This window comes from Trinickia caryophylli (assembly GCF_034424545.1).
GTDB classification, from domain to species: Bacteria; Pseudomonadota; Gammaproteobacteria; order Burkholderiales; family Burkholderiaceae; genus Trinickia; species Trinickia caryophylli.
Genome location: NZ_CP139970.1, coordinates 1919851 through 1940063, shown reverse-complemented (window position 1 = coordinate 1940063; position 20213 = coordinate 1919851). Strand labels below are relative to the sequence as shown.

Here is a 20213-nt window from a genome sequence, read left to right as displayed (position 1 = left end):
TAGTTAATTGGATGACGCTGGACGAAGCGGACCATCCCGGGCTCATCGAGGCTGTCTATTATCGGCGCGATAAAGTTCGCCTCGGGTCCGTGCTGTGCAGCCTCGCCACGCACGCCAGAGTCAAAGCCATGCACGCCTACTTTGTCGAACACGACATCGAGCGTTGCAAGCAGAATTTTTATCTTGCAGCACGATTGACGCTGGAAAGCGTTAGTCAAGACGGCGGAGCCTCCTTTGAAACAGGCGGGGACATCCTGAGAGCGCTTCTGTCGGATAGCGCCGAGGTGATCGACGCGATGGCCCGCGTGGAAACGCCGGAACTCATTAGCCAGCGAGACAACCCGCTCAACAATCGATTTCATGTGTACATGCTCCAGCTCGCGATCCGGGGCGACGACGAGGCGGTGCGCGCCATGATCGAAAAAATTGCGAAACACGGGAAGAACCCGAGACGTACCGAATGTGCCGAGGGCCGCGACTTTTTTTCGCTGCTGCTCGATCGGGACGAGCCCGCCCTCGAAAAGCTCATACAGGGTAAACATGCTTCGATGAGGAGCGAGGACGCGATCGACGAGGATTTCATGTCGTATCGCGGCACAGTGGAAACCAAGCTTTGCTGGTATCGCGGCATTCCGGTCCAGATCGATCACCCGCTGGTGCCGATGGCGCTGATGCCGGTTCAGCCGCTCGATCACTACGACGACGTATACGATTTTCTGAAACCGGGGTGGACTCCTCCGCCACAAGGCCTCGCCGGCAAACTGTCGCGATGGTTCAAGCAATGAAACCGGGCTGCGGCTGTATTCGAGTTTAGATCGGCATTGTCTTGCCGTGGCGACAACGACAGCGTCTCCTTCGGTTGCAGCGTAGCCAGCAGTTTGTACGGCCAGCCGCAATCGAAAACAAAATCAAAACAAAACCAGTAAAGACCAAGACCAATGCAACGCATACGCGCCGCGACGATCCTCTCCGCGGCACTCGCACTTGTTACCGAGCACGCCCTGGCGCAATCCGCCCCCAGCTCGCCTGATATTGCCAACGCGGCGCGAAGCTCCGCGCAACAACAACAATTGATCGAGCAGCAGCGAGAGGCGCAACAGCGCGAACGGGCCGTCAATGCGCCCGCCGTGCGCTCCGCCGCGCCGGTAGCCGGTGCTTTCCCGCAACTGCCTGCGGAGAAACTCTGCTTTCGCATCGACTCTTTCGTGCTCGATCTCCCGGCCACGTTGCCCGATGCGGTGCGTAGGCAGGGGGCATCCGCTCTGCCGTTGGACCGGTTCGCATTCGCACGGGAATGGCTTGACCATTACCGCGGCCAGTGTATCGGCAAGCAAGGCGTCGAACGGGTGGTCAAGGGCGTATCGCAACTGATCCTGAGCCGTGGCTATGTCACCACGCGTGTGCTCGTGCCCGAGCAGGATCTCTCGGCAGGTACACTGAAACTCTCGCTCGTGCCGGGCGTCATTCGGCAATTGCGCTTTGCCGACCCGGCGATGCGCGGTACGTGGAAGTCGGCGTTTCCCGCGCGCCGCGGCGATCTGCTGAATCTGCGGGACCTCGAGCAAGGTCTGGAGCAGATGAAGCGCGTGGCGAGCCAGGACGTCGACATGCAAATCGAGCCGACGGAAGTGCCGGGCGAAAGCGATGTCGTAATCGACGTCAAGCGCGCGAAACCATGGACGGTTGTCGCATCCGTGGACAACGCCGGCACTCGCGCGACGGGCAAACTGCAAGGCAACCTCTCGCTCGGCATCGACAACCCGCTCGGGTTGAACGACTTGTTCAACGTGGGCGCCAGCCAGGATCTGGAGTTCGGCGACAAGCGCCTCGGCTCGCACGGCTTTAACAGTTTCTATTCGGTGCCGTGGGGCTACTGGACAGCAACGCTTTCCGGAAATGCGAACACCTATTACCAGCAGATCGCAGGCGTGAATCAGACGTTCGTGTCCAGCGGCAATTCGCAGTCTCTTGGCCTGAAGCTACAGCGTGTGCTGCGTCGAAGCCAGAACGACGTATTCGGTGTGGAGTTCCAACTGACGAAGCGCTGGGGTGCGAGTTTCATCGACGATACCGAAATTCCTCAACAGCGAAGAGACAATACGTTTATCGAAGCAGGGCTGACCGACCGGCACTATTTTGGCAATGCGCAGTTCGACGGAACGTTGGCGTACCGGCAGGGCATAGGCTGGCTCGGCGCGACGCCCGACACCTCGGGGGACGGCGCGCCGACGTATCGGCTTCATATGGCGGTGCTCGATGCCAATTTGTCCGTGCCGTTCTCGGTGGCGGGGCAAAACCTGCGCTATGTCGCGACGGTGCACGGGCAGCTTACGAGGGATACGTTGTTTTACATCGACGATCTCACGATTGGCAGCCGCTACACGGTGCGTGGCTTCGACGGTGAAACGATGCTCGCGGCGGAGCGCGGCTTCTATTGGCGTAACGAATTGCAGGCGCCGATAGGCGGGACGGGGCAGTCGGCTTATGCGGGGATCGACTACGGCCGCGTGTACGGTCCCAACACGGCGTTTCTCGCGGGTACGCAGTTGGCCGGTGCGGTGATTGGGCTGCGCGGGGGCGCGCAAACGCGTTTTGGAACGTACTCGTACGAAGTATTCGCCGGCAAACCGCTCTATAAGCCCGCTAGGTTCGAAACCGCTCGAGTGACTGTTGGATTTCAGTTGACGGCGCAGTTTTGAATCTTTCAGTACTGCCGCCCCCGGCACGTATAGCGCGAATTCGAGCGGCTGGATAATACGGGCTCACCCGCGCTCGCGTTGCGCTGCATGCTGTGACGGCCCAGCCGAAACTCAACCAGCCGATGCGTCACAAAGCGTCGAGAAGCATCGCGCGCCGAGCTCGCTATAAGCCGTGTGGACCTGAGCGCCTTGAGCGCCGGCTTTGTGCACGGCAACGACGTCGCCCGCTGTGCGAATGCCCCCGACTGCCACCACCGCCGCCTTGCCGCGCAAGCGGCGAGTGAGCAAACGCAGCCGCTCGATCCGCCCGGCGCCTTCGGGCAGCACGGCAATCACCGCATCGAAGCCGGCATCGGCGGCCGCTTCGGCCGTTGTAAGCGGAAACGAGTCATCGTTGCCGAGCGGGATCTTGAGTGCGGCGGCAACGCGGCGGCCGTCAGCGCGTGCCCGCTCATCGCGTGCGGCAACCACCGTGGCGAATGCACGCAAGAGCAGCGGCGCGTAACGGGCGTCCAATAAATCGCGATAACGACGCGCGCTAAGATTGAAGCTCAAATAATCGGCTGCCGCCCAACCTTCGTGCAGCCCGCGTACCCAATCCGCTGGCAATATGCCCGGCCCGGCTTCGGCACGCATGCCGATCCCGATGCCGATACGCGCACTGCCGCGTTCGGACGGCGCCAATGCGAGAAGGCGTGCCGCGAGCGCGAGCACGTCAGGATGCCCCCCTCGCTCCCCGTGACATGCCACGGTGCCGAACTCGACACTGTGAAATCCCGTCGCCAACAGCTCGGCCGCGCGGCTGCCGTCCTTGTCGATGCCGCCGGCCAAGCCGATGCGGGCGAGCCATTCGCAGTTGTTCATCGGTATCGTTTCGCAAAATCGATCATGAATCCAGCGAGCGCTTGCGCGCCGGCTTCCGGCATGGCGTTGTAAAGGCTCGCACGCACCCCGCCGAGGCGGGGGTGGCCGCGCAGATGCAGGAGGCCGGCGGCTTCGGACTCGTCCATGAACCGCTCGGTGAGGGACGCTTCGTCGAGGTGAAACCGGATGTTCGTGATCGAGCGATGGCCCGGCTCGACGGGCGCCACGTAAAAGCCGCCGCTCTCGTCGATCGCGCGATACAACAATGAAGCTTTTCGAGCGTTCGCGGCTGCCATCGCGGCCAGCCCGCCGCATGCCTCGATCCATTCGAACACGAGCGCTGCCAGGTGGACCGCAAGCATCGGCGGTGTACTCGCACAACTCTCGGCGTCCGCTTGCGTTCGATATTGAAGCGGCGCAGGCGCCGAAGAAGCGGGGCGATGCAGCAAGTCTTCGCGCACGATGACGAGCGTGAGCCCCGACGGGCCGATATTCTTCTGTGCGCTCGCATAGATGAGGCCGAACCGCGATACGTCCATCGGGGCGCTCAGCAGGCACGAACTGGCATCGGCGACAAGGGGAACGCCGCCCGTCTCGGGCCACGCTGGATAAGCGATGCCATCGGCGGTCTCGTTTGCCGTGATGTGGCAATAGGCGCTGTCGCGCGGCAGATGCCAGCCGTCGAGTTGCGGTGTGGCGAGCGGTGGCTCGCCTCCACCCGCTTCGCCGCTACCCGCTGGCCGTGCGACTACGCTCGTTTTTGCATGACGGCTTGCCTCGGCGATCGCCCGGCGCGACCAGTAGCCGGAGTCGGCATAGGCGCCGCGACACAATCCCGAGGACGGGTCGAGCAGATTCATCGGTACTGCCGAGAATTGAAGCGAGGCGCCGCCGGCAAGAAACAGCACGCGATAGTGATCGGGCACACCGAGCAGGCGAGCGAGCCGTCCGCGCGCCTCGGCGAGCACTTCGCGATAAGCAGCGCCGGTGAAGGGCCGTTCGATCGCGGCCATTCCGTCGGCCGCGCGGGTCAGCAAGCGCTCGCCGGCTTGCGCAAGAACGGCGTCCGGCAGGCGCGACGGCCCGGCGCCGAAATTCCAGCGCGCATCGCGTCGCGCAGAGGAGCCCAGGAAGGCGTGCACGTCGTTCTTCACGGCACCATACCGCCATGCGCCCCCGCAGCCATGAAAAGCAGCAGCGGGATCGACAACATCGTATTCGTGCGAGACGACAGATGCGTGATACGCGCGCAGCGCAAGCGCTCTTCGATCGACGCGGGCTTGAACCCGAGCACCTTCTGCTGATGTGGCCAAAGCACGAGCCAGACATTGATCATCATCAGCGTGCCGATGTAGGCACCGATGCCGATGGGCGCCAACCCGCCATGCAGCGCCAGCGCACCGGTGAGCGCGCCGCGTCGCCAGAGCATCAGGATGCCGGCGCACCATGCGACGACGGCGGCCCAGCGGAACACGCCATGCTCGCGGTTGAGCAGTGCCTGGAATCGCGGCGTCTGCCCGTCGACGAGATCGTCGCGCGTCAGCGGGCGCCAGTTCGGGCGCTGGATGACGTTGGCATAGTTGTGACCCACCCAGATGATGCCGGCGATGAAATGCGTCCAGCGCAACAGGAGGTCGAGGCTGACAATGCCGTTCATGACGAACCTCACGCAGCCAGGAGCCGGACGAGCGCGACCAGCGTCACGGTCAGCAGCAAGCCGAGCACGATCGTGCCCCTGGCGGAATCGTAGGGATGGCGCATTCAGTCCTCCATGAAAGCCGTCGAGACACCGGCGCTGCTGCGTTTGACGAGCGGTTTGCGAAAGCGCAGCGGTGTGCCCGCCTGGCTTGCAGCCTGTCGCACGAGATGATGATGCGGCGAGCGGCTGCAGGCCGGATCGGTATTGGCCGCGTCGCCGGTGAGCAGGAATGCCTGGCAGCGGCACCCTCCGAAATCTTTTTCTTTCTCGGGGCACGAACGGCAGGGCTCGCGTAGCCAGTCAAGGCCGCGAAACCTGCGAAAAAGCGGTGATTCATGCCAGAGCCACGACAATGGTTTGTCGCGAACGGATTCGAACTCGAGGCCGGGTATCACCCGCGCTTCCTGGCACGGCATGGCTACGCCATCGGGTGCGATGGTCAGATGGATCGCGCCCCATCCGTTCATACAGGCCTTGGGCCGGTTCTCGTAGTAATCGGGAATGACGAAATAGATCGTCGTACGCCCGCCCAACACTTGCCGCCAGCGTTGCACCGCTGCTTCCGCTTCGCGCACCTGCTCGAGCGTGGGGAGGAGTTCGTCGCGATTCAGTAGCGCCCAGTTGTAGTACTGGATGTTGGCGAACTCGATGTATTCGATGCCGATGCCGGCGGCAAACTCGCAGACCGCGTCGATCTGCCCGATGTTCTGCCGGCCGAGCGGCACGTTGAGCACCATGGGCAAGCCGTGCGCCTTGACGAGGCGCGCCGCCTCCAGCTTGCGCGCGTGGGCCTTGGCACCGACGAGTTCGTCGGTCAGCTCGGGGCGCATCGATTGGAGCGACAACTGCACTTGCCGCAGCCCGGCCTGCTTCAGCGCGGTCATGCGCTGCTCGGTGAGGCCGATGCCCGAAGTGATCAGGTTCGTGTAGTAGCCGATCTCGTCGGCGTAGGCCACGAGCGCTTCGAGGTCGTCGCGTTCGAGCGGCTCGCCCCCCGAGAATCCGAGTTGCAACGCGCCGAGCGCGCGCGCATCGCGCAGAACGTCTTTCCACTCCTGCGTGGACAGTTCGCGCTTTTCGTAATCCTTGAAGTCGAGCGGATTGTTGCACCAGGCGCATTTCAGCGGGCAGCGATAAGTGAGTTCGAGCGTCAGCCACAGCGGCTTGCCCTGGCCGTCGAGGGTCAGTCCTTGCGTTTCCTTGGGCATGGCGCGTTCCTTTCTCGCGGTGGCGGTGCGAAGTGCCCGCCGTTGAGCGATATTCTCGATTGCGCCTGCCGATCGTCGCGCGGCAATTGGGTGGATCGTGCGCTCACTGTTTCCGGTAAACCGCGCTAGCGAATTTCATGAGCGCCGCGGGGGCTCGATCTTCAGCGTCTTCAGAGGTCGAGCAGGCCCGCGCGCATGGCGATCACCGCCAGTTCGGCGGCGTTGCCGGCATTGAGCTTTTGCTTGATGTGATAAAGATGGGTGCCGACTGTGCTTCCGCTCAAATGGAAGTCTTTGGCGACGTCGTTGACGGTGCGTCCCTGCGCCAGTTGCAGGAAGATCGTGAACTCTTTTTCGGTCAATGCCTGGGCCGGATGCGCGGCGCCCGAGATCTGCGCGAGCGCCACTTCTTGCGCCAGTTCCGGATCGAGATAGCGCAGCCCTTGCGCGACCTGGTGTACCGCCTGGATCAACGCTTGCGGCAGGCAGCGCTTGCTGAGGTAGCCGATGGCGCCGGCTTTCAGCGCGCGTACTGGAATCATCGCGTCCTGTCGGGCCGACAGCATCAGCACGCGCGCCTCGGGGCATCGGGCACGCAGCCGTTCGAGTGCGGCAAGGCCGCCAATGCCGGGCATCGACACATCCATGACGAGCACTGCCGGAGCGAGCTCCGCATATTGCCGCAAGGCCTCTTCGCCGCTCTCGGCTTCCCCCACTACGGTTGCGCCGGCACCCTCGAGCAGCAGGCGAAAACCGGTGCGGACCATGGCATGGTCGTCCGCGAGCAAGATTCGACAACCGGATAGCGCGATGCTCATGATGGCGGACCCTCCGGAGGCGTTGCACCTGCGCCGGCAGGCGTGGGAATGGCGGGAATGCGTACGACGAGGCGGGCGCCGTGGCCAGCGATGGTTTCGAACGTGAGTTCGCCGCCTAGTGCACGCACGCGCTCGCGCATGCCCGTCAGCCCCATTCCGCAGCCGGCGGCAGACGAAGGGCCCGGGGAGTGCTTGCCGTTGTCGGCAAGCAGCAGTTCGAACCAGCAGCCGTCATGCGAGCGTCGCAAGACCAGGTCGACACGCGTCGCGCAGGCATGCCGGGCAACGTTCGTCAGACCTTCCTGAACCGCTCGCAACAAGGTGTGCGTCAGCATTTGGCCCGGCAGGGTGGGCCCGCCGAGATCGAGCGTTGCGTCGAGGGAGATGCCGGGGTGGTGCTGTTGCCAGACGTCGATGTGATGGCGCAGCGAGTCCTCGGTGCGCAGCGGTTCGGTGTCGGGGCTTTCGCGTAGCCGATGGAGAATCGCATGCACGCCATCTTGCATCTGACCCGCGGCGACGATGATGTGCTCCGCCGGGTGCCGAACCGCCGGCGTTGCATTCGCATGCTGAACGATGGCGCCGGCCAGGGCGCGTACGGCGGTGATGCCTTGCGCCAGTTCGTCGTGCAATTCGAGCGCGATATGCCGCCGCTCCGCTTCGAGGCTCGCTTGCACACGGGTGCTCACTTCCCGTTCCGCCTCGAGATGGACGTTGTCGCTCACGGCCTGCGCGAGCCGGTCGGCCATCCCATTGAAGGCTCGCGCCAGTCGCCCGAGTTCGGGTATCCGAAAGACGGGCAGACGGGTGCCGAAAGCGCCTGCTCCGGTTCGATCGAGTGCTGTCATTACCTGCTCGAGCGGGCCAAGCGCCCGCTGGAGCGCAAAGCGGACCGCGAGGAACAGCACGGCGAGCAGGATGGCGGCCCAACTGGCTATGGTGCGCAAGTTGTCCCAGGCATCGAGCGCGGAGCGCGACGCATCGGGGTAGAGAATGAACGTAAGGCCCGCGGCGTCCACTCGCCAGGGAGAGAACGGCGGTTGGACGAGCGTCACGAACCAGGCCGGTGCCCACCGGCCGGCCTTGTAGACGGGAGGCGGCGACAGGTAGTGTCGCTGGCCGTGCACGTCGGTCACCTCCAGCGCGTTGGCACGAATGCGGCCAATAGCGGAGATTTCCGCGAGCAGGCGTGCGCGATTCGATGCGGACGGGTGAGCCTGCAATTCGCGAGCGGAGATCGTCAGCCATTGTTCGGCGACGCGCGAGGCGGCGCCTATCTCCTCGCGAATCGAATTCCGCGTCTGCTGCACCCAGAGCACGCCCAGTGCCGCGACGAGCACGGTGGCGAGCGCCGTCAGCACGAATCCGATGCGCGTATGCAGGCCGAACTTTGCCGATTGGGGTTGGGTTGTCATCCTCTCATGCCCTCTCTCACGGAGGGAAGAAGCGCTGGGTGCGCCCCTCTTTAAGATGCAAGTTTAATACCACAATTCGATGTTGGGACGTTGTGGCGACGGGAAAGTGCGGATTGGCGAGTCTGGACGAGGTGCGGCCGGTGAGCGTGGGATTCGCGGCGCTTATACGCAGGGTGTCGCGCGATGGAACAGGCGGCGACAGGCATTGCTCCAGAACGCGACAGAAGGCGCTGAACACAAGATTTTCATGAGGTGTTTTTCGCGAGATGCCGCTGGTTGACGCGAAGGGGGGCGCCGATAATCGGTCGGGCGATGACGGCCTGCCATCGCCTGACCTGATGAAAGGAGACTCGATATGACTTGGGAAAATCCGGCGTTTTGCGACATCCGCCTCGGCTTCGAGGTGACGGCTTACGTCTACGTTCGGTGAGCCGTAGCCGGGTGAGCGCCGAGGCCGTAATGAAGCGCTGCCCGGCGCCGGTACCGCATACAGTCATGACTGTCGACGCCACCGTTTCTCTCGATGCGTGCCCACGCCGGGCATCGCATCTGGTCTTCCGCTGGGAAGCAAGCCAGGACGCTTATGTGATCCTCTACCCGGAAGGGCTCGTCAAGCTCAATGCAAGCGCGGGCGAAATTCTGAAACGTTGTGATGGCATGCGCTCAGTGTCGAGTGTCATTGCCGAGCTTCAGGCTGCGTACGCGGGAGCCGACGGTGCGCAGATCGCCGATGCCACGCGAGCGTTCATCGATACCGCTCGCCACAAGGGATGGTTGCAATGGTGAGTGCCCGGAAGCGACTTTGAGGGTGCGTGTCGCAGGCAGGCCTGCGGTGTCGGCTTCGCATGCCCGCGAGCGATGTGGGGGCATGGTCCTTTTTCGCCTAAAAGATGTATAGTAAATACATCTTAAGTCGGATTTGTCACCACTGCTCCTACCACGGACGTCGAAAAGCACCATGTCACTTACCACGATTCTCAAAGGCGAACATCAAGAAATCTTCCGGCTCCTCGAAGCGTGCCGAGACCTTGGCTTGACCGATGCAGGGCGAGCAAAGCTGAAAGAGGCCAAAGCGTTGGTGATGGCGCATCTTGCGCGCGAAGATCGCAGTCTGTATCCGCAGATGCAGCAGCATGCGGTGACCAAGGATCTCGCAACCTCCTATGCGTCGGAGATGAAGGGCATCTCGCAGGAGGTGCTGACGTTCTTCGATTCGCTCGAACGAGGAAAGACGGGTATGGACTTCGCGCGGCAGATGGGGGCCGCCATCGTCCATCTGCGGCAGCGTATGACCCGTGAGGAAATTCGCTTGTATCCCGCATTCGATCAACACTGCGCGTGAGCGACAGGCTCGCGTGCGTTCTTGCTGATCGCGTCCGAGCTCTCGAAGCGGGGTAATGCGACGGGCTTGCTCGTGCACAGCATGATGCCCTTGCTTTGACGCGATCACTTTAATTCGCCGCTATCGCATTCGCGGTCCTTTTTAAGCTCGAATCGAACTCGCGAGACACGTGCTCGGAGCGAGTGAGATGAGGAAAGGCGATACTCTAATTCGCATCCCGCGCACGCGGGATATCAGCAAACAGAGGTGAACGAACCGCGCATTCTTCCTGCTGCGCGCAGCTTTCCTTTCGGCCTTGGGCAAATCAGACGATCGGAAGCCGAATCGCCGGTTATGGCTATCGCATTCCGGCGGCAATCCCTTATCAGATGGACGATCCATAATTTGCAACTGGGTCCGCGCGTGTCCAAGTACTTCGAATGTTGCTTCCATACCTCGAACACGAAATTTGATGCGAGTCGCTGAAAATCTCGGTAGATTACCGCTCCGTTACAATTCGAAACAAACAACGAGAGATGAATTCCGGGGCTTATCGGCTTGTATTCAACAAGCTGCGGGGAATGCTTGTCGCCGTCGAGGAAACGGCTTCGTCGGTCGGCAATGCAGGTCGTGGTGAATTCGCGGTACGGGTAGCGGCAGGTCGTCGCGTTATTTCGCTTTTCGCATTACGCCACATGGCTTTCGCGGCGTCGTTGCTCGCGGGCACTGTTCCCGTGGCACATGCGCAAATTGTCGCAGCCCAGGGCTCTGGCGCCAGCGTCATCCAAACAGCGAACGGCTTGCCTCAGGTCAACATCGCCAAGCCGTCGGGCGCAGGGGTGTCGGTCAACACCTACTCGCAGTTCGACGTCCAAAAGAATGGCGCGATCCTGAACAACTCGGCAACGGTCGTTGCTACGCAGCAGGCCGGCTACATCAACGGCAACCCGAATCTTCAGCCCGGCCTGCCGGCGAAGATCATCCTCAACCAAGTCAACAGTAATTCGCCGTCGCAATTGCGCGGCTACCTCGAGGTGGCAGGCAGCCGCGCCGAGGTGGTGATCGCCAATTCGTCGGGTTTGATCGTCGATGGCGCAGGCTTCATCAATACATCGAGGGCTATTCTGACGACCGGGGCACCGGTGTTCGGTGCCAATGGCGCGCTTTCGGGCTTCGATGTCCGAGGCGGCAGCATCTTCGTGCAAGGCGCCGGGCTCAACGCATCGAATGTCGATCAGGTTGATCTCATTGCCCGCGCGGTGCAGGCGAATGCGGCGGTCTACGGCAATACGCTGAACGTTGTCGCTGGCTCGAATCATGTCGACCACGATACGCTTACCGCTACGCCTATTACCGGTGACGGCGCTGCGCCGTCACTCGCGATCGACGTCGGGCAACTCGGTGGCATGTATGCAAACCGGATATTTCTTGCGTCCAACGAATTCGGGGTGGGCGTATCGAATCGCGGCGTCATCGCTGCCCAGGCCGGTGACCTGACGCTCACCGCTCGAGGGCGCCTGCAACTGGCTGGCCGAACGAACGCCAGCGGTAATATGGCCCTCGCGGCACGGGACGAAATTGACAACAGCGGTTCGACCTACGCGCTGCAGGATGTTTCGGTAACAACGGCCGCCGCGCTCGAGAACGCCGGCACGTTGGCCGCGCAGCGAAATACGACGATCGACGTCGGGAGCGTGGCATCGACGGGTGCGCTCGGCGCAGGTGTCGACGGCGACGGTTCCATCGCTCGAGCCGGGGATCTGACGGTCACTGCAGCCGGCGCAATATCGGCCACTGGTCACAACGTGGCAGGCGGCGATGCATCGTTTTCGGCGGCGTCTATCGACCTTGCGGGCGGTGAAACGTCATCCAACGGCAACCTTGAACTGAGTGCGGGCGCTGGTGATCTGAACCAGGCACATGCGACGACGGCAGCAGGCGGCACGCTTTCCGTTAGCGCGAAAGGAACGCTGACCAACGACAACGCGGTTCTTTCCTCGTCGGGCAAGCAGACGATTACAGCAGGGGAGTTGTCGAACCTGTCCGGCCAGATCCTTTCGCAATCGGCCATCGAGTTGGACGCGCGCGGGGCGGTGAATAATCGTCAAGGCGTCATTCAGGCGTCCGGGCGCATGAAGATAAACGCGGCGTCTATCGGCAACACGGCTGGACGTGTGACCTCGCTGAACGGTGACGGGTTGACGGTCTCCACAACCGGTAGACTCGTCAATGCGTCGGGAACGGCGGGCACGGGCGATATCGGCGGGGTGATCGGCACCAACGGTGCGCTGAGACTGACGAGCGGCGAGCTTTCCAATCAAGGGCAAATCAGCGCAAAGGGCAATGCATCGGTGCAAGCCCAATCGCTTAACAACCACGCGGGTAGCGTTATTGCCGCAGGCGATCTCAATGCCACTATCGCCGGCACACTCGATAATCGAAACGGCCTGATCTCCGGAGCGGCTGCCACAGTAACGGCAGCGTCGGCGGATAACAGAGGTGGCAAGATCGAGGGCGATGCGCTTGCCCTCTCGACTACCGCCGACCCCGTCAATCGCGGCGGAACGGTTCAACAGTATGGACTAGCCGATCAGCGCATATCGGTGGGAGGCAAGTTCGACAACACCGGTGGCACCGTTGCTTCGAATGCGTCGAATCTATCGGTGTCCGCGCAGACGCTCATCAACGATAGCGGCGCGCTCGACGATGCCGGTAATGGCGTGCTTCGCCTCACTGCGGCAGCAATTTCGAACACGGGCGGCAGAGTCGTTACCGATGGTGCGCTTGACATCTCGGGTGGGGCACTCGAGAACCAGGGGACGATCAGCGCGAAAGGCGATGCGCAATTGCACGCGCAGTCGTTCGACAATCATTCGGGCAAGCTGATCGCTGCAGGCGAAATCGGCGCGACGATTGCGAACACACTCGATAATCGAAATGGGCTCGTCTCAGCGGCGGCAACTCACGTGAGCGCAGCGTCTGCGGACAACAGCAGTGGAACTATCGAGGGCCACTTGCTTACCGTCTCCACGGCTGGCGATCTCGTCAATCGTGAGGGCACGCTGCGCCAGTATGGACTGGCGAACGAAGTCATATCGGCCGGCGGCACGCTCGACAACAGCGGCGGGACGATCGCGAGCAACGCGTCGAACCTTGCGCTATCGGCGCAGTCGATAGCGAATGGGACCAGCGGATCGATTCAGCATGCGGGGGCGGGTTCGCTCACGCTGACCGCATCGGATTTGCTGTCCAACGCGGGCGGACAGATTGCGACCAACGGCAAATTGACGGCGCATGCGCTGAGCCTCGACAACACGTCCGGTTCGCTTTCTGCTCAGGGCGCGATGGAACTCGACGCCGCGGCAGGCATTCTGAACCGTAGCGGTACCGTCTACGGCAAGGACGGCCTGACGGCGACGACCCAGGGCGGACTGGATAGCACTGCCGGATCGATGCAGACCGCCGGCGATCTCTCTCTCACGGCGGGTGGCGCGCTCACGAACGCTCGAGGGGTAATGTCCGCGAACGGGCTGCATGGGACGATGCTCATCGCGGCTGCAAACATCGACAACACGTCCGGCACGCTCACCGATGCGGGCGACGGCGCAATGGCGATCACGGCGGCAGCCGGTGTCACGAACACCGGAGGCACGATGGGCGGCAACGGTGACGTGACCATTGCCGCGCGGAGCTTCACCAATACGTCGGGTGCGAAACTCGTGGCGGCAGGCGCAGCGAATCTCGATGTCACGGAGAGCGTCAACAATGCGGGCGGCACGATATACGGCGGCACCGCGCTGAACCTGAATCAGGCCGGTGCGAAGCTCACGAACGACGGCGGTACGTTGGAGGGCGGGGCCGACGTGTCGGCGCGGGTTTCGTCGCTCTCGAACGCAGGCGGCGCTATCCGAGCAAACCGCGACATCGCCGCCAGCGGCGCGGTGAGCGGCGTCGGGGAGGTGACGTCGGGACGCAATCTGACTTTGAGCGCCACCGGCAATTACACGAACGACGCGGCGAATCGGCTGCATGCGGACGGAGATATGTCGGTGTCCGCGACCGGGACGTTGACGAATGCAGGCACGCTAGCCGCCGCGGGCTCGTTGACGGCGTCGGGCGGCCAGGTCGTCAATGCAGCGGGGGCGCGCATGACATCCTCGGCGACGACGGTGAACGCATCGGGCGTTCTGGCCAACGCCGGCCGCATCGAAGGCGACGCCGTGAGGACGAACAGCGCCGCGCTGATGAACACGGGCACTGTCATCGGCAACGACGTGCAGGTGAATGCGGCCGATATCCAGAACAGCGGTGCGGCAGCGGTTATCGCTGGCGCACAGAGCGTAAAGCTGTATGCGTCGAACTCCGTTTCGAACATGGACGGGGCGCTGATCTATAGCGCTGGCGACCTTGAGATAGCGCAAGACGGCACGCGCGATAGCACCGGAATGCTTGCGCATCAGACGGGCACCCTCGAGAACAGCTCGGCGGACATTGAGGCGGACGGCAACCTCGATATCGCGGCACACACAATCGTCAACAAGCGAACGACGATCGTGACGGAACCGGGCGCGCCGCAAACAGCAACGTCTGAGTGGTCGATTTGGACCGCAGGTCTGGAAATCGGCGACGATACGAAACACCGTAATAGCATCACCTTTCCCCAATGGAGATGGAGCGGCGAGGCAGATCCCCTTTCGGGGAATATGGCGGGCGCACTACGCACGCCGGTGTCCGTGACTCTACCCAAATCGCAAGTGGTGAATGTCGACACTGGCGCGCAGACATTCTCCCTGACGCAGCCGATTACGGAGACGCGTTTTCCCGACCTCACCGCCTGCGTGTCCAACTGCAATACGAACGTAGACATGCTTCATAGTCAAGTCGCTACGAATCCTACGCAGTGGTACCAAAACATCCAGGATAACGGCGATACCTACACCATCACCTTTTGGCCGGATTGGAACCCAAATACGCAGATTCGTCCCGACCAAGTTCGCGTTCGGACCGATCTGGGCTCTGACTCGCATGACTACGTCGAAAAGCGGCGCGTAACGACGATCACGACGACGACTGATCGACTAGTGAGTGCATCCGATGCGGCGAAGATTCGCGCTCGGGGCGAGATTCGCATCAACGCCGACGGTGGCTCGATCACCAATCAATCCTCTATCATGGCTGCCGGTGGCGATCTTGTTCGGCGCGCGACGAACGGCAGTGTTCGCGATGTCGGCATAGTATTGCAGCAGACTGTGACCGAGCAGGACACGTCGACGTTCTACTGGCATCAGAAGACCGGTAATAGCGAGGACACGAAAACAGTCATCTATCCGGTGACACCGGTGGCCTCCACAACCGTTGCCGCACTACCGGCTATCGCGACCGCGAACCAAGCCGTGCAGACGGATGCGGCCACCATCACGGTATCGAGCGTCAATCGAGTCGGCCAAACGGTGACCGGCTCGGGCGTGACCGGCGGCGACGCGACAGGAACCTTGTTGGGCGGCGTGACCGGCCAGACGACCGAAGTTCGCGCGACTACGGGCGTCATGGGACAAAGAGCGCGAGTGAACGTGGCCGATGGCGCCACTGGCGGAGCGAGCCGACCGCAGACGCTCGGAAGTGCATCGAGCGGAATTCCGAATCTGACATTGCCGGTCAACGGCCTATTCGCGGTGCAAACGGCCCCGAGCGCGACCTACCTGATCGCAACCGATCCTCGTTTCACGAGCTATAACAACTTCATATCGAGCGACTACATGCTGAGTGCGCTCAACCTGAATCCGCAGACTACACAGAAGCGGCTTGGCGATGGCTTCTACGAAGAGAAAGTGATTCGCGATCAAGTCACGCAACTCACGGGGCGTACGTTCCTCGCCGGCTACTCGGACAATCTTGCCGAATACACCGCGCTGATGAACAGCGGCGTTACCTACGCCAAACAATTTGGCCTCACGCCCGGCGTAGCGCTCTCGGATACGCAGATGAAGCAGCTCACGACCGATATGGTCTGGCTGGTCTCGCAGGACGTGACGCTGCCTGATGGCACGCAGCAATCTGTGCTCGTGCCGAAGCTTTATCTCGCGCAGGCCGACACCGTCGATCTGCAGCATAGTGGCGCGTTGGTGGCGGGCAAGTCCGTCAGCCTTGACGCCACCGGCGACGTTGCCAACCGCGGCCATATCGTTGGCGATGTTGCGACGACGGTGCTCGGCAACAATATCGTCAATCGTGGCGTGATTGGGAGCGGCGGGACGACGACCGTCGCGGCGGTACAGGATGTCCGAAACGTAAGTGGCCGGATAGGTGGCGCCGATACGATGGTGCGGGCCGGGCGCGACATCGTCAACGAGAGCGAAACATTCGGTGTCACGCAGACCTTGCGCGACGGGAACCTGGTTTCCACGGCAACGTCGCAAGGTACGCTGGCTACCGGCACGATTTCCGCGTCGCGCGACGCCGCACTGATCGCCGGGCGCGACGTGACTCTCGCAGGCGCATCGATCCAGACGGGCGGCAATGCAATGCTCGCGGCAGGGCGCGATATCGACGTGGGCACCGTCACGCTCGCGGCCACGCAGGAGGTGCACACGGATGACGGGCTGAGCGGCGGCCATGACAATCTGACGAAAAACGTCGGGAGTTCGATTGTGACGGGCGGTAGTCTGACGGCGATTTCGGGCCGCGACACGACCGTTACCGGCTCGACGGTGCAAGCGGCCGGCGATGCGTCGATGATCGCGGGCAACGACCTGACGGTGACGGCCGCGAAGGACATCCAGACGCATGACGAGCGATCGCTGGGTGGCCGCCTGACCCAGCATACGGCGTCGTCATATGACGAAACGGCACGCGCAAGCGATATCAATGCGTCGGGCACCGTACTGCTCGGCGCGGGGCAGGCAGGGACCGCTGCAACGTTGCTTGCGCTGGAGGGGGTGAGTGCGGCAGCTTCGCCCAGTAGTGGCGGGAACATGAAGGTATTGGGCTCGAGTGTGACCACCGGCACGACGGCTACGGATGGCAGCGTCAACGGGGGCGCCGTCAAGCTGGTCGCGACTGGCGACGTCACGGTGGGCGCGGTTACCGAGACGCATGACTCGCAGAGCTGGACGCACGATAGCCACTCCGGCTTCCTGTCGAGCAGCACGATGACGGACGAGAAGAGTTCGCATCAGATCGTGTCGGCGGGCTCGACCGTCTCGGGCGATGTCGTTGCTGCCAGTGCGGGGCATGATTTGATCGTTGCGGGGTCGACCATTGCGTCGACGCACGACTTGTCGCTTTCGGCGGTGCATGACCTCAACATCGTGACGACGCAGGATACGAGCCAAAGCAGCCACTTCCACGAGGAGACGAGCTCGGGTCTCGGAGCAGGCGGAGGAGCAGGGATTTCGTACGGCAACACGGATAGCAAAGACACGGTACATGACAATGCCATTACGCAGAATGGCAGCATTGTCGGCAGCACGGGTGGGAGCGTAACGCTCGTCGCGGGCAATAACCTGCATGTCACTGGCAGCACCGCGATCGCGGCGCAGGATGTGCTCGGTCAGGCTGCCAACGTAACCATCGACTCGGCGACGAGCACCAACCACCACGACGAAACGCACGAGACGAAGACGAGCGGCTTTACGCTCGGGCTATCGGGCAGCATCGGCAACGCCATCATGACGGCGGCGTCCGAGTCTCGTGCAGCTTCCAATAGTAAAGACGGGCGGGCGTCGGCACTGCATTCGATTGCGGCGGCGGGGGCCATCGGAAATGCCGGCGCAGCAATGGCTTTGAATCCAGGGAAGACGCCCGACATCGGTGTGCAGTTGAGTTTCGGCACGAGCGAATCGAAAAGCACGTCGAAGGAAGATCAGACGACGCAGACCGGTAGCGCGATCGACGCAGGCGGGACCGTGGCTTTCGTTGCGACCGGAGACGGTACGCAAGGAAGTGGCAACGTGACGGTGGCCGGTTCGGACATCAAAGCGACCGACGTGCTGCTGGATGCGAAGAACCAGGTCAATATCGTCAATACGACGAACACGGACGCTACTCGCAGTTCCAACAGTTCGAGCAGTGCGAGTGTGGGCGTGTCCTATTCGTTCGGGAGCGGATTCGGCATCTCGGCATCGATGTCGAATGCGCATGGCGATGCAAACTCCGATGCCGTGATGCAGAACAACTCGCACGTGTCCGCTTCTAATAGCGTCGCTGTTCGGTCTGGCGGCGATACGAACATCGTCGGTTCGGACGTTGCTGGGCGACTGGTAAAGGTTGACGTTGGTGGAGATCTGAACGTTGCCAGCGTTCAGGACACGACCGTGAGCGCGGCGCATCAATCGAGCTCGGGCGGGGGCTTCTCGATCAGCCAGTATGGCGGCGCCAGCGCGAGCTTCAGCGCACAGCGCGGCAACGCGGCTGGCAATTATGCAGCGGTGGTCGAACAGGCCGGGATCAAGGCTGGCGACGGCGGGTACGCTATCGACGTAAAGGGCAATACCGATCTCAAGGGGGCCTACGTCGCGAGCGATGCCGATGCGTCCAAGAATTCGCTGACGACGGGCTCGCTCAGTTTCTCGGATATCGAAAATCACTCGCACTACAGTGCCAATAGTGCAGGTGTGACTGTCGGCGGTGCTGGCATGGGTATCGTGCCGATGATTCCCCAGTTCGCGAATGGGGACGAAAATGCACTGACGAAGAGTGCCGTGAGTGCCGGCGCGATTACGCTTACGGACGCGGCGAGTCAGAAGCAGAATCTGGGCGCGCTCGATCGCGATACGTCCGATCTCAACGGCACGGTATCGAAGTTGCCCGATATCAACGATATGCTTTCGCAGCAGTCGGACCTGATGAATGCCGCAAATGCGGCGGGTGCGCAGGTGGCGCAGGCGATCGGCACGTATAGCGACTACAAGAAGGCTCGGGCGGAGGACGGCGCGAAGGCAGCTTCATTGCTTGGAGAGGCTGACCTTGCGGAGCAGTATAAGGACGAAGCCAAACCATGGGCAGAAGGCGGGGCTGACCGCATCGGGCTACATATCCTGGGCGGAGCGATGTTGGGGGGACTTGGGGCGGGTGGCGCCGCGGGTGCGTTTGGTGGGGCTGCAGGAGCTGGCGTGTCGGCAGGGTTGGCACCTAAGCTGAACGAGATGGCCGATGACTTCGGTGCGCCGGGGACGTTGGGGCACGCGCTCGGCAATGGGCTTGGGAATTTGATCGCAGCGGCCGCGGGGGCAGCGGTTGGTGGAGGTGCGGGCGCGGCTACTGCGTCGTTGGCTGATCTTTACAATCGGCAGTTGCATCCTGACGAACGGCGGTGGGCCAAAGACAACGCCGGCAGGTTTGCGCAGTTCTACAAGGACAAGACAGGCCAAGACATCACCGACGACCAAGCCCAGCAGATGCTGCTGGCGAACGGCTATCGGCTTGTTGACGCGGCGGCCAGCAAGGGGCCGGGCGGTGATGCGACCGCCGTTGCTTATATCAGTCAAAACAGCAACGGCTTGTTCCGGGCCACGACGGCCGAATACAACAGCCCGTTCCTCCATGGCAACAAGGACGGCTCGTTGACACCCGAGCAGCGGTCGTTGCCGGGGCACGAGGCGAATCCCCAATTTGGCATGGCAGCGGGCGCAGCGGTTGGATTGTTCACGCTCGGGGCGGTGGCGCCAACTGCGGCGACGGCCTGGGCGCTGGGTGCGACGTATGATTATGCAGGCGACGTGATCAGCCACGCGATGGGGCTCTCGAACGACGGGCCGAATGTTGGGAAGTCGCTGGCGGTCGGCGGTGTGACCGGAGCAGCGGCACCTTTCTTTCTGCCATTAAACACGCTGGGTAACGCAACAGGCGGAAAAGTGGCGGTTGGCGTCTATAACGCATTGTGGGGCGGCGTCGGCGCATTTGGAGCGACGGCAATGACGAATCCGGGTAGTAGCGCGGATCTGTCGGCGGGGATTGGCACAGCAAGCAGTTTGTTTGGCGCGGGCGTAGAGGCAAAAATGCCAGGACCAATTGGAATGAGCATCAATCAACTTCTGCAAGTGCTATCTGGGCCAACTCAAGCCGCAATCGAAGCCGACAAGCAGAAGATCTCTGGAAAGTAAGCCGATGAGTGCTCGGGAAAAGAAGCGTTCCATAGTAAGGCGGGCCGTTTGGGCCTATGTATGCGCCATAGGAATTCCTGCGGTGGTAC

Annotated in this window: 12 protein-coding genes; 6 read left to right on the top strand and 6 right to left on the bottom strand. The window is 62.3% G+C overall.

Annotated features, from left to right (window positions below):
* Positions 1-11 precede the first annotated feature (11 nt).
* Both bcpI and U0034_RS08785 read left to right on the top strand, forming a co-directional pair.
* On the top strand, positions 12-785 hold the full coding sequence (gene bcpI / locus U0034_RS08790) for a contact-dependent inhibition immunity protein BcpI (protein ID WP_233211866.1): 774 nt from the start codon (positions 12-14) through the stop codon (positions 783-785).
* Between the two features lie 153 nt (positions 786-938).
* The gene (locus U0034_RS08785) at positions 939-2699 is read left to right on the top strand and encodes a ShlB/FhaC/HecB family hemolysin secretion/activation protein (RefSeq protein ID WP_085228627.1); all 1761 of its coding nucleotides are present in this window, start codon (positions 939-941) and stop codon (positions 2697-2699) included.
* Between the two features lie 111 nt (positions 2700-2810).
* Here U0034_RS08785 and U0034_RS08780 read toward each other — a convergent pair whose 3' ends face one another.
* The 6 genes from U0034_RS08780 to U0034_RS08755 form a co-directional block, all read right to left on the bottom strand.
* A complete protein-coding gene (locus tag U0034_RS08780) occupies positions 2811-3563 on the bottom strand; it encodes a hypothetical protein (protein ID WP_085228628.1) in 753 nt (250 codons plus the stop codon).
* Positions 3560-4717 carry a 3-phosphoserine/phosphohydroxythreonine transaminase gene (gene serC / locus U0034_RS08775; protein WP_199187042.1) on the bottom strand — a complete coding sequence of 386 codons (1158 nt, stop codon included), beginning with the start codon at positions 4715-4717 and terminating at the stop codon, positions 3560-3562. The genes U0034_RS08780 and serC overlap by 4 nt, the downstream gene beginning before the upstream one ends.
* Entirely contained in the window at positions 4714-5220 is a 507-nt protein-coding gene (locus U0034_RS08770; protein WP_085228629.1) for a urate hydroxylase PuuD, read from the bottom strand. Before U0034_RS08770 ends, serC begins: the two co-directional genes overlap by 4 nt.
* A 104-nt stretch (positions 5221-5324) precedes the next feature.
* Positions 5325-6470 (bottom strand): pyrroloquinoline quinone biosynthesis protein PqqE, encoded by a 1146-nt coding sequence (gene pqqE, locus U0034_RS08765; protein ID WP_085228630.1) that lies wholly within the window; start codon positions 6468-6470, stop codon positions 5325-5327.
* Positions 6471-6640: 170 nt separating this feature from the next.
* On the bottom strand, positions 6641-7288 hold the full coding sequence (locus U0034_RS08760; RefSeq protein ID WP_085228631.1) for a response regulator: 648 nt from the start codon (positions 7286-7288) through the stop codon (positions 6641-6643).
* The gene (locus U0034_RS08755) at positions 7285-8703 is read right to left on the bottom strand and encodes a HAMP domain-containing protein (protein ID WP_085228632.1); all 1419 of its coding nucleotides are present in this window, start codon (positions 8701-8703) and stop codon (positions 7285-7287) included. The genes U0034_RS08760 and U0034_RS08755 overlap by 4 nt, the downstream gene beginning before the upstream one ends.
* A 355-nt stretch (positions 8704-9058) precedes the next feature.
* On the opposite strand from U0034_RS08755, the gene pqqA reads away from it, so the two are divergent.
* The 4 genes from pqqA (at position 9059) to U0034_RS08740 (ending at position 20124) form a co-directional block, all read left to right on the top strand.
* On the top strand, positions 9059-9133 hold the full coding sequence (gene pqqA / locus U0034_RS29215; RefSeq protein ID WP_085228737.1) for a pyrroloquinoline quinone precursor peptide PqqA: 75 nt from the start codon (positions 9059-9061) through the stop codon (positions 9131-9133).
* Positions 9134-9198: 65 nt separating this feature from the next.
* Positions 9199-9489, top strand: coding sequence for a pyrroloquinoline quinone biosynthesis peptide chaperone PqqD (pqqD, locus tag U0034_RS08750; protein ID WP_085228738.1), 291 nt, complete (start codon positions 9199-9201; stop codon positions 9487-9489).
* A gap of 172 nt (positions 9490-9661) precedes the next feature.
* A complete protein-coding gene (locus tag U0034_RS08745; RefSeq protein WP_085228633.1) occupies positions 9662-10045 on the top strand; it encodes a hemerythrin domain-containing protein in 384 nt (127 codons plus the stop codon).
* 515 nt (positions 10046-10560) lie between these two features.
* A complete protein-coding gene (locus U0034_RS08740; RefSeq protein WP_085228634.1) occupies positions 10561-20124 on the top strand; it encodes a two-partner secretion domain-containing protein in 9564 nt (3187 codons plus the stop codon).
* Positions 20125-20213: the final 89 nt, after the last annotated feature.

Excerpts from the sequence above, each read along its gene's own strand:
- bcpI (WP_233211866.1), top strand. The coding sequence starts at position 12 with ATGACGCTGGACGAAGCGGACCATCCCGGGCTCATCGAGGCTGTCTAT.
- U0034_RS08785 (WP_085228627.1), top strand. The coding sequence starts at position 939 with ATGCAACGCATACGCGCCGCGACGATCCTCTCCGCGGCACTCGCACTT.
- U0034_RS08780 (WP_085228628.1), bottom strand. The coding sequence starts at position 3,563 with ATGAACAACTGCGAATGGCTCGCCCGCATCGGCTTGGCCGGCGGCATC.
- U0034_RS08770 (WP_085228629.1), bottom strand. The coding sequence starts at position 5,220 with ATGAACGGCATTGTCAGCCTCGACCTCCTGTTGCGCTGGACGCATTTC.
- pqqE (WP_085228630.1), bottom strand. The coding sequence starts at position 6,470 with ATGCCCAAGGAAACGCAAGGACTGACCCTCGACGGCCAGGGCAAGCCG.
- U0034_RS08760 (WP_085228631.1), bottom strand. The coding sequence starts at position 7,288 with ATGAGCATCGCGCTATCCGGTTGTCGAATCTTGCTCGCGGACGACCAT.
- U0034_RS08755 (WP_085228632.1), bottom strand. The coding sequence starts at position 8,703 with ATGACAACCCAACCCCAATCGGCAAAGTTCGGCCTGCATACGCGCATC.
- pqqD (WP_085228738.1), top strand. The coding sequence starts at position 9,199 with ATGACTGTCGACGCCACCGTTTCTCTCGATGCGTGCCCACGCCGGGCA.
- U0034_RS08745 (WP_085228633.1), top strand. The coding sequence starts at position 9,662 with ATGTCACTTACCACGATTCTCAAAGGCGAACATCAAGAAATCTTCCGG.
- U0034_RS08740 (WP_085228634.1), top strand. The coding sequence starts at position 10,561 with ATGAATTCCGGGGCTTATCGGCTTGTATTCAACAAGCTGCGGGGAATG.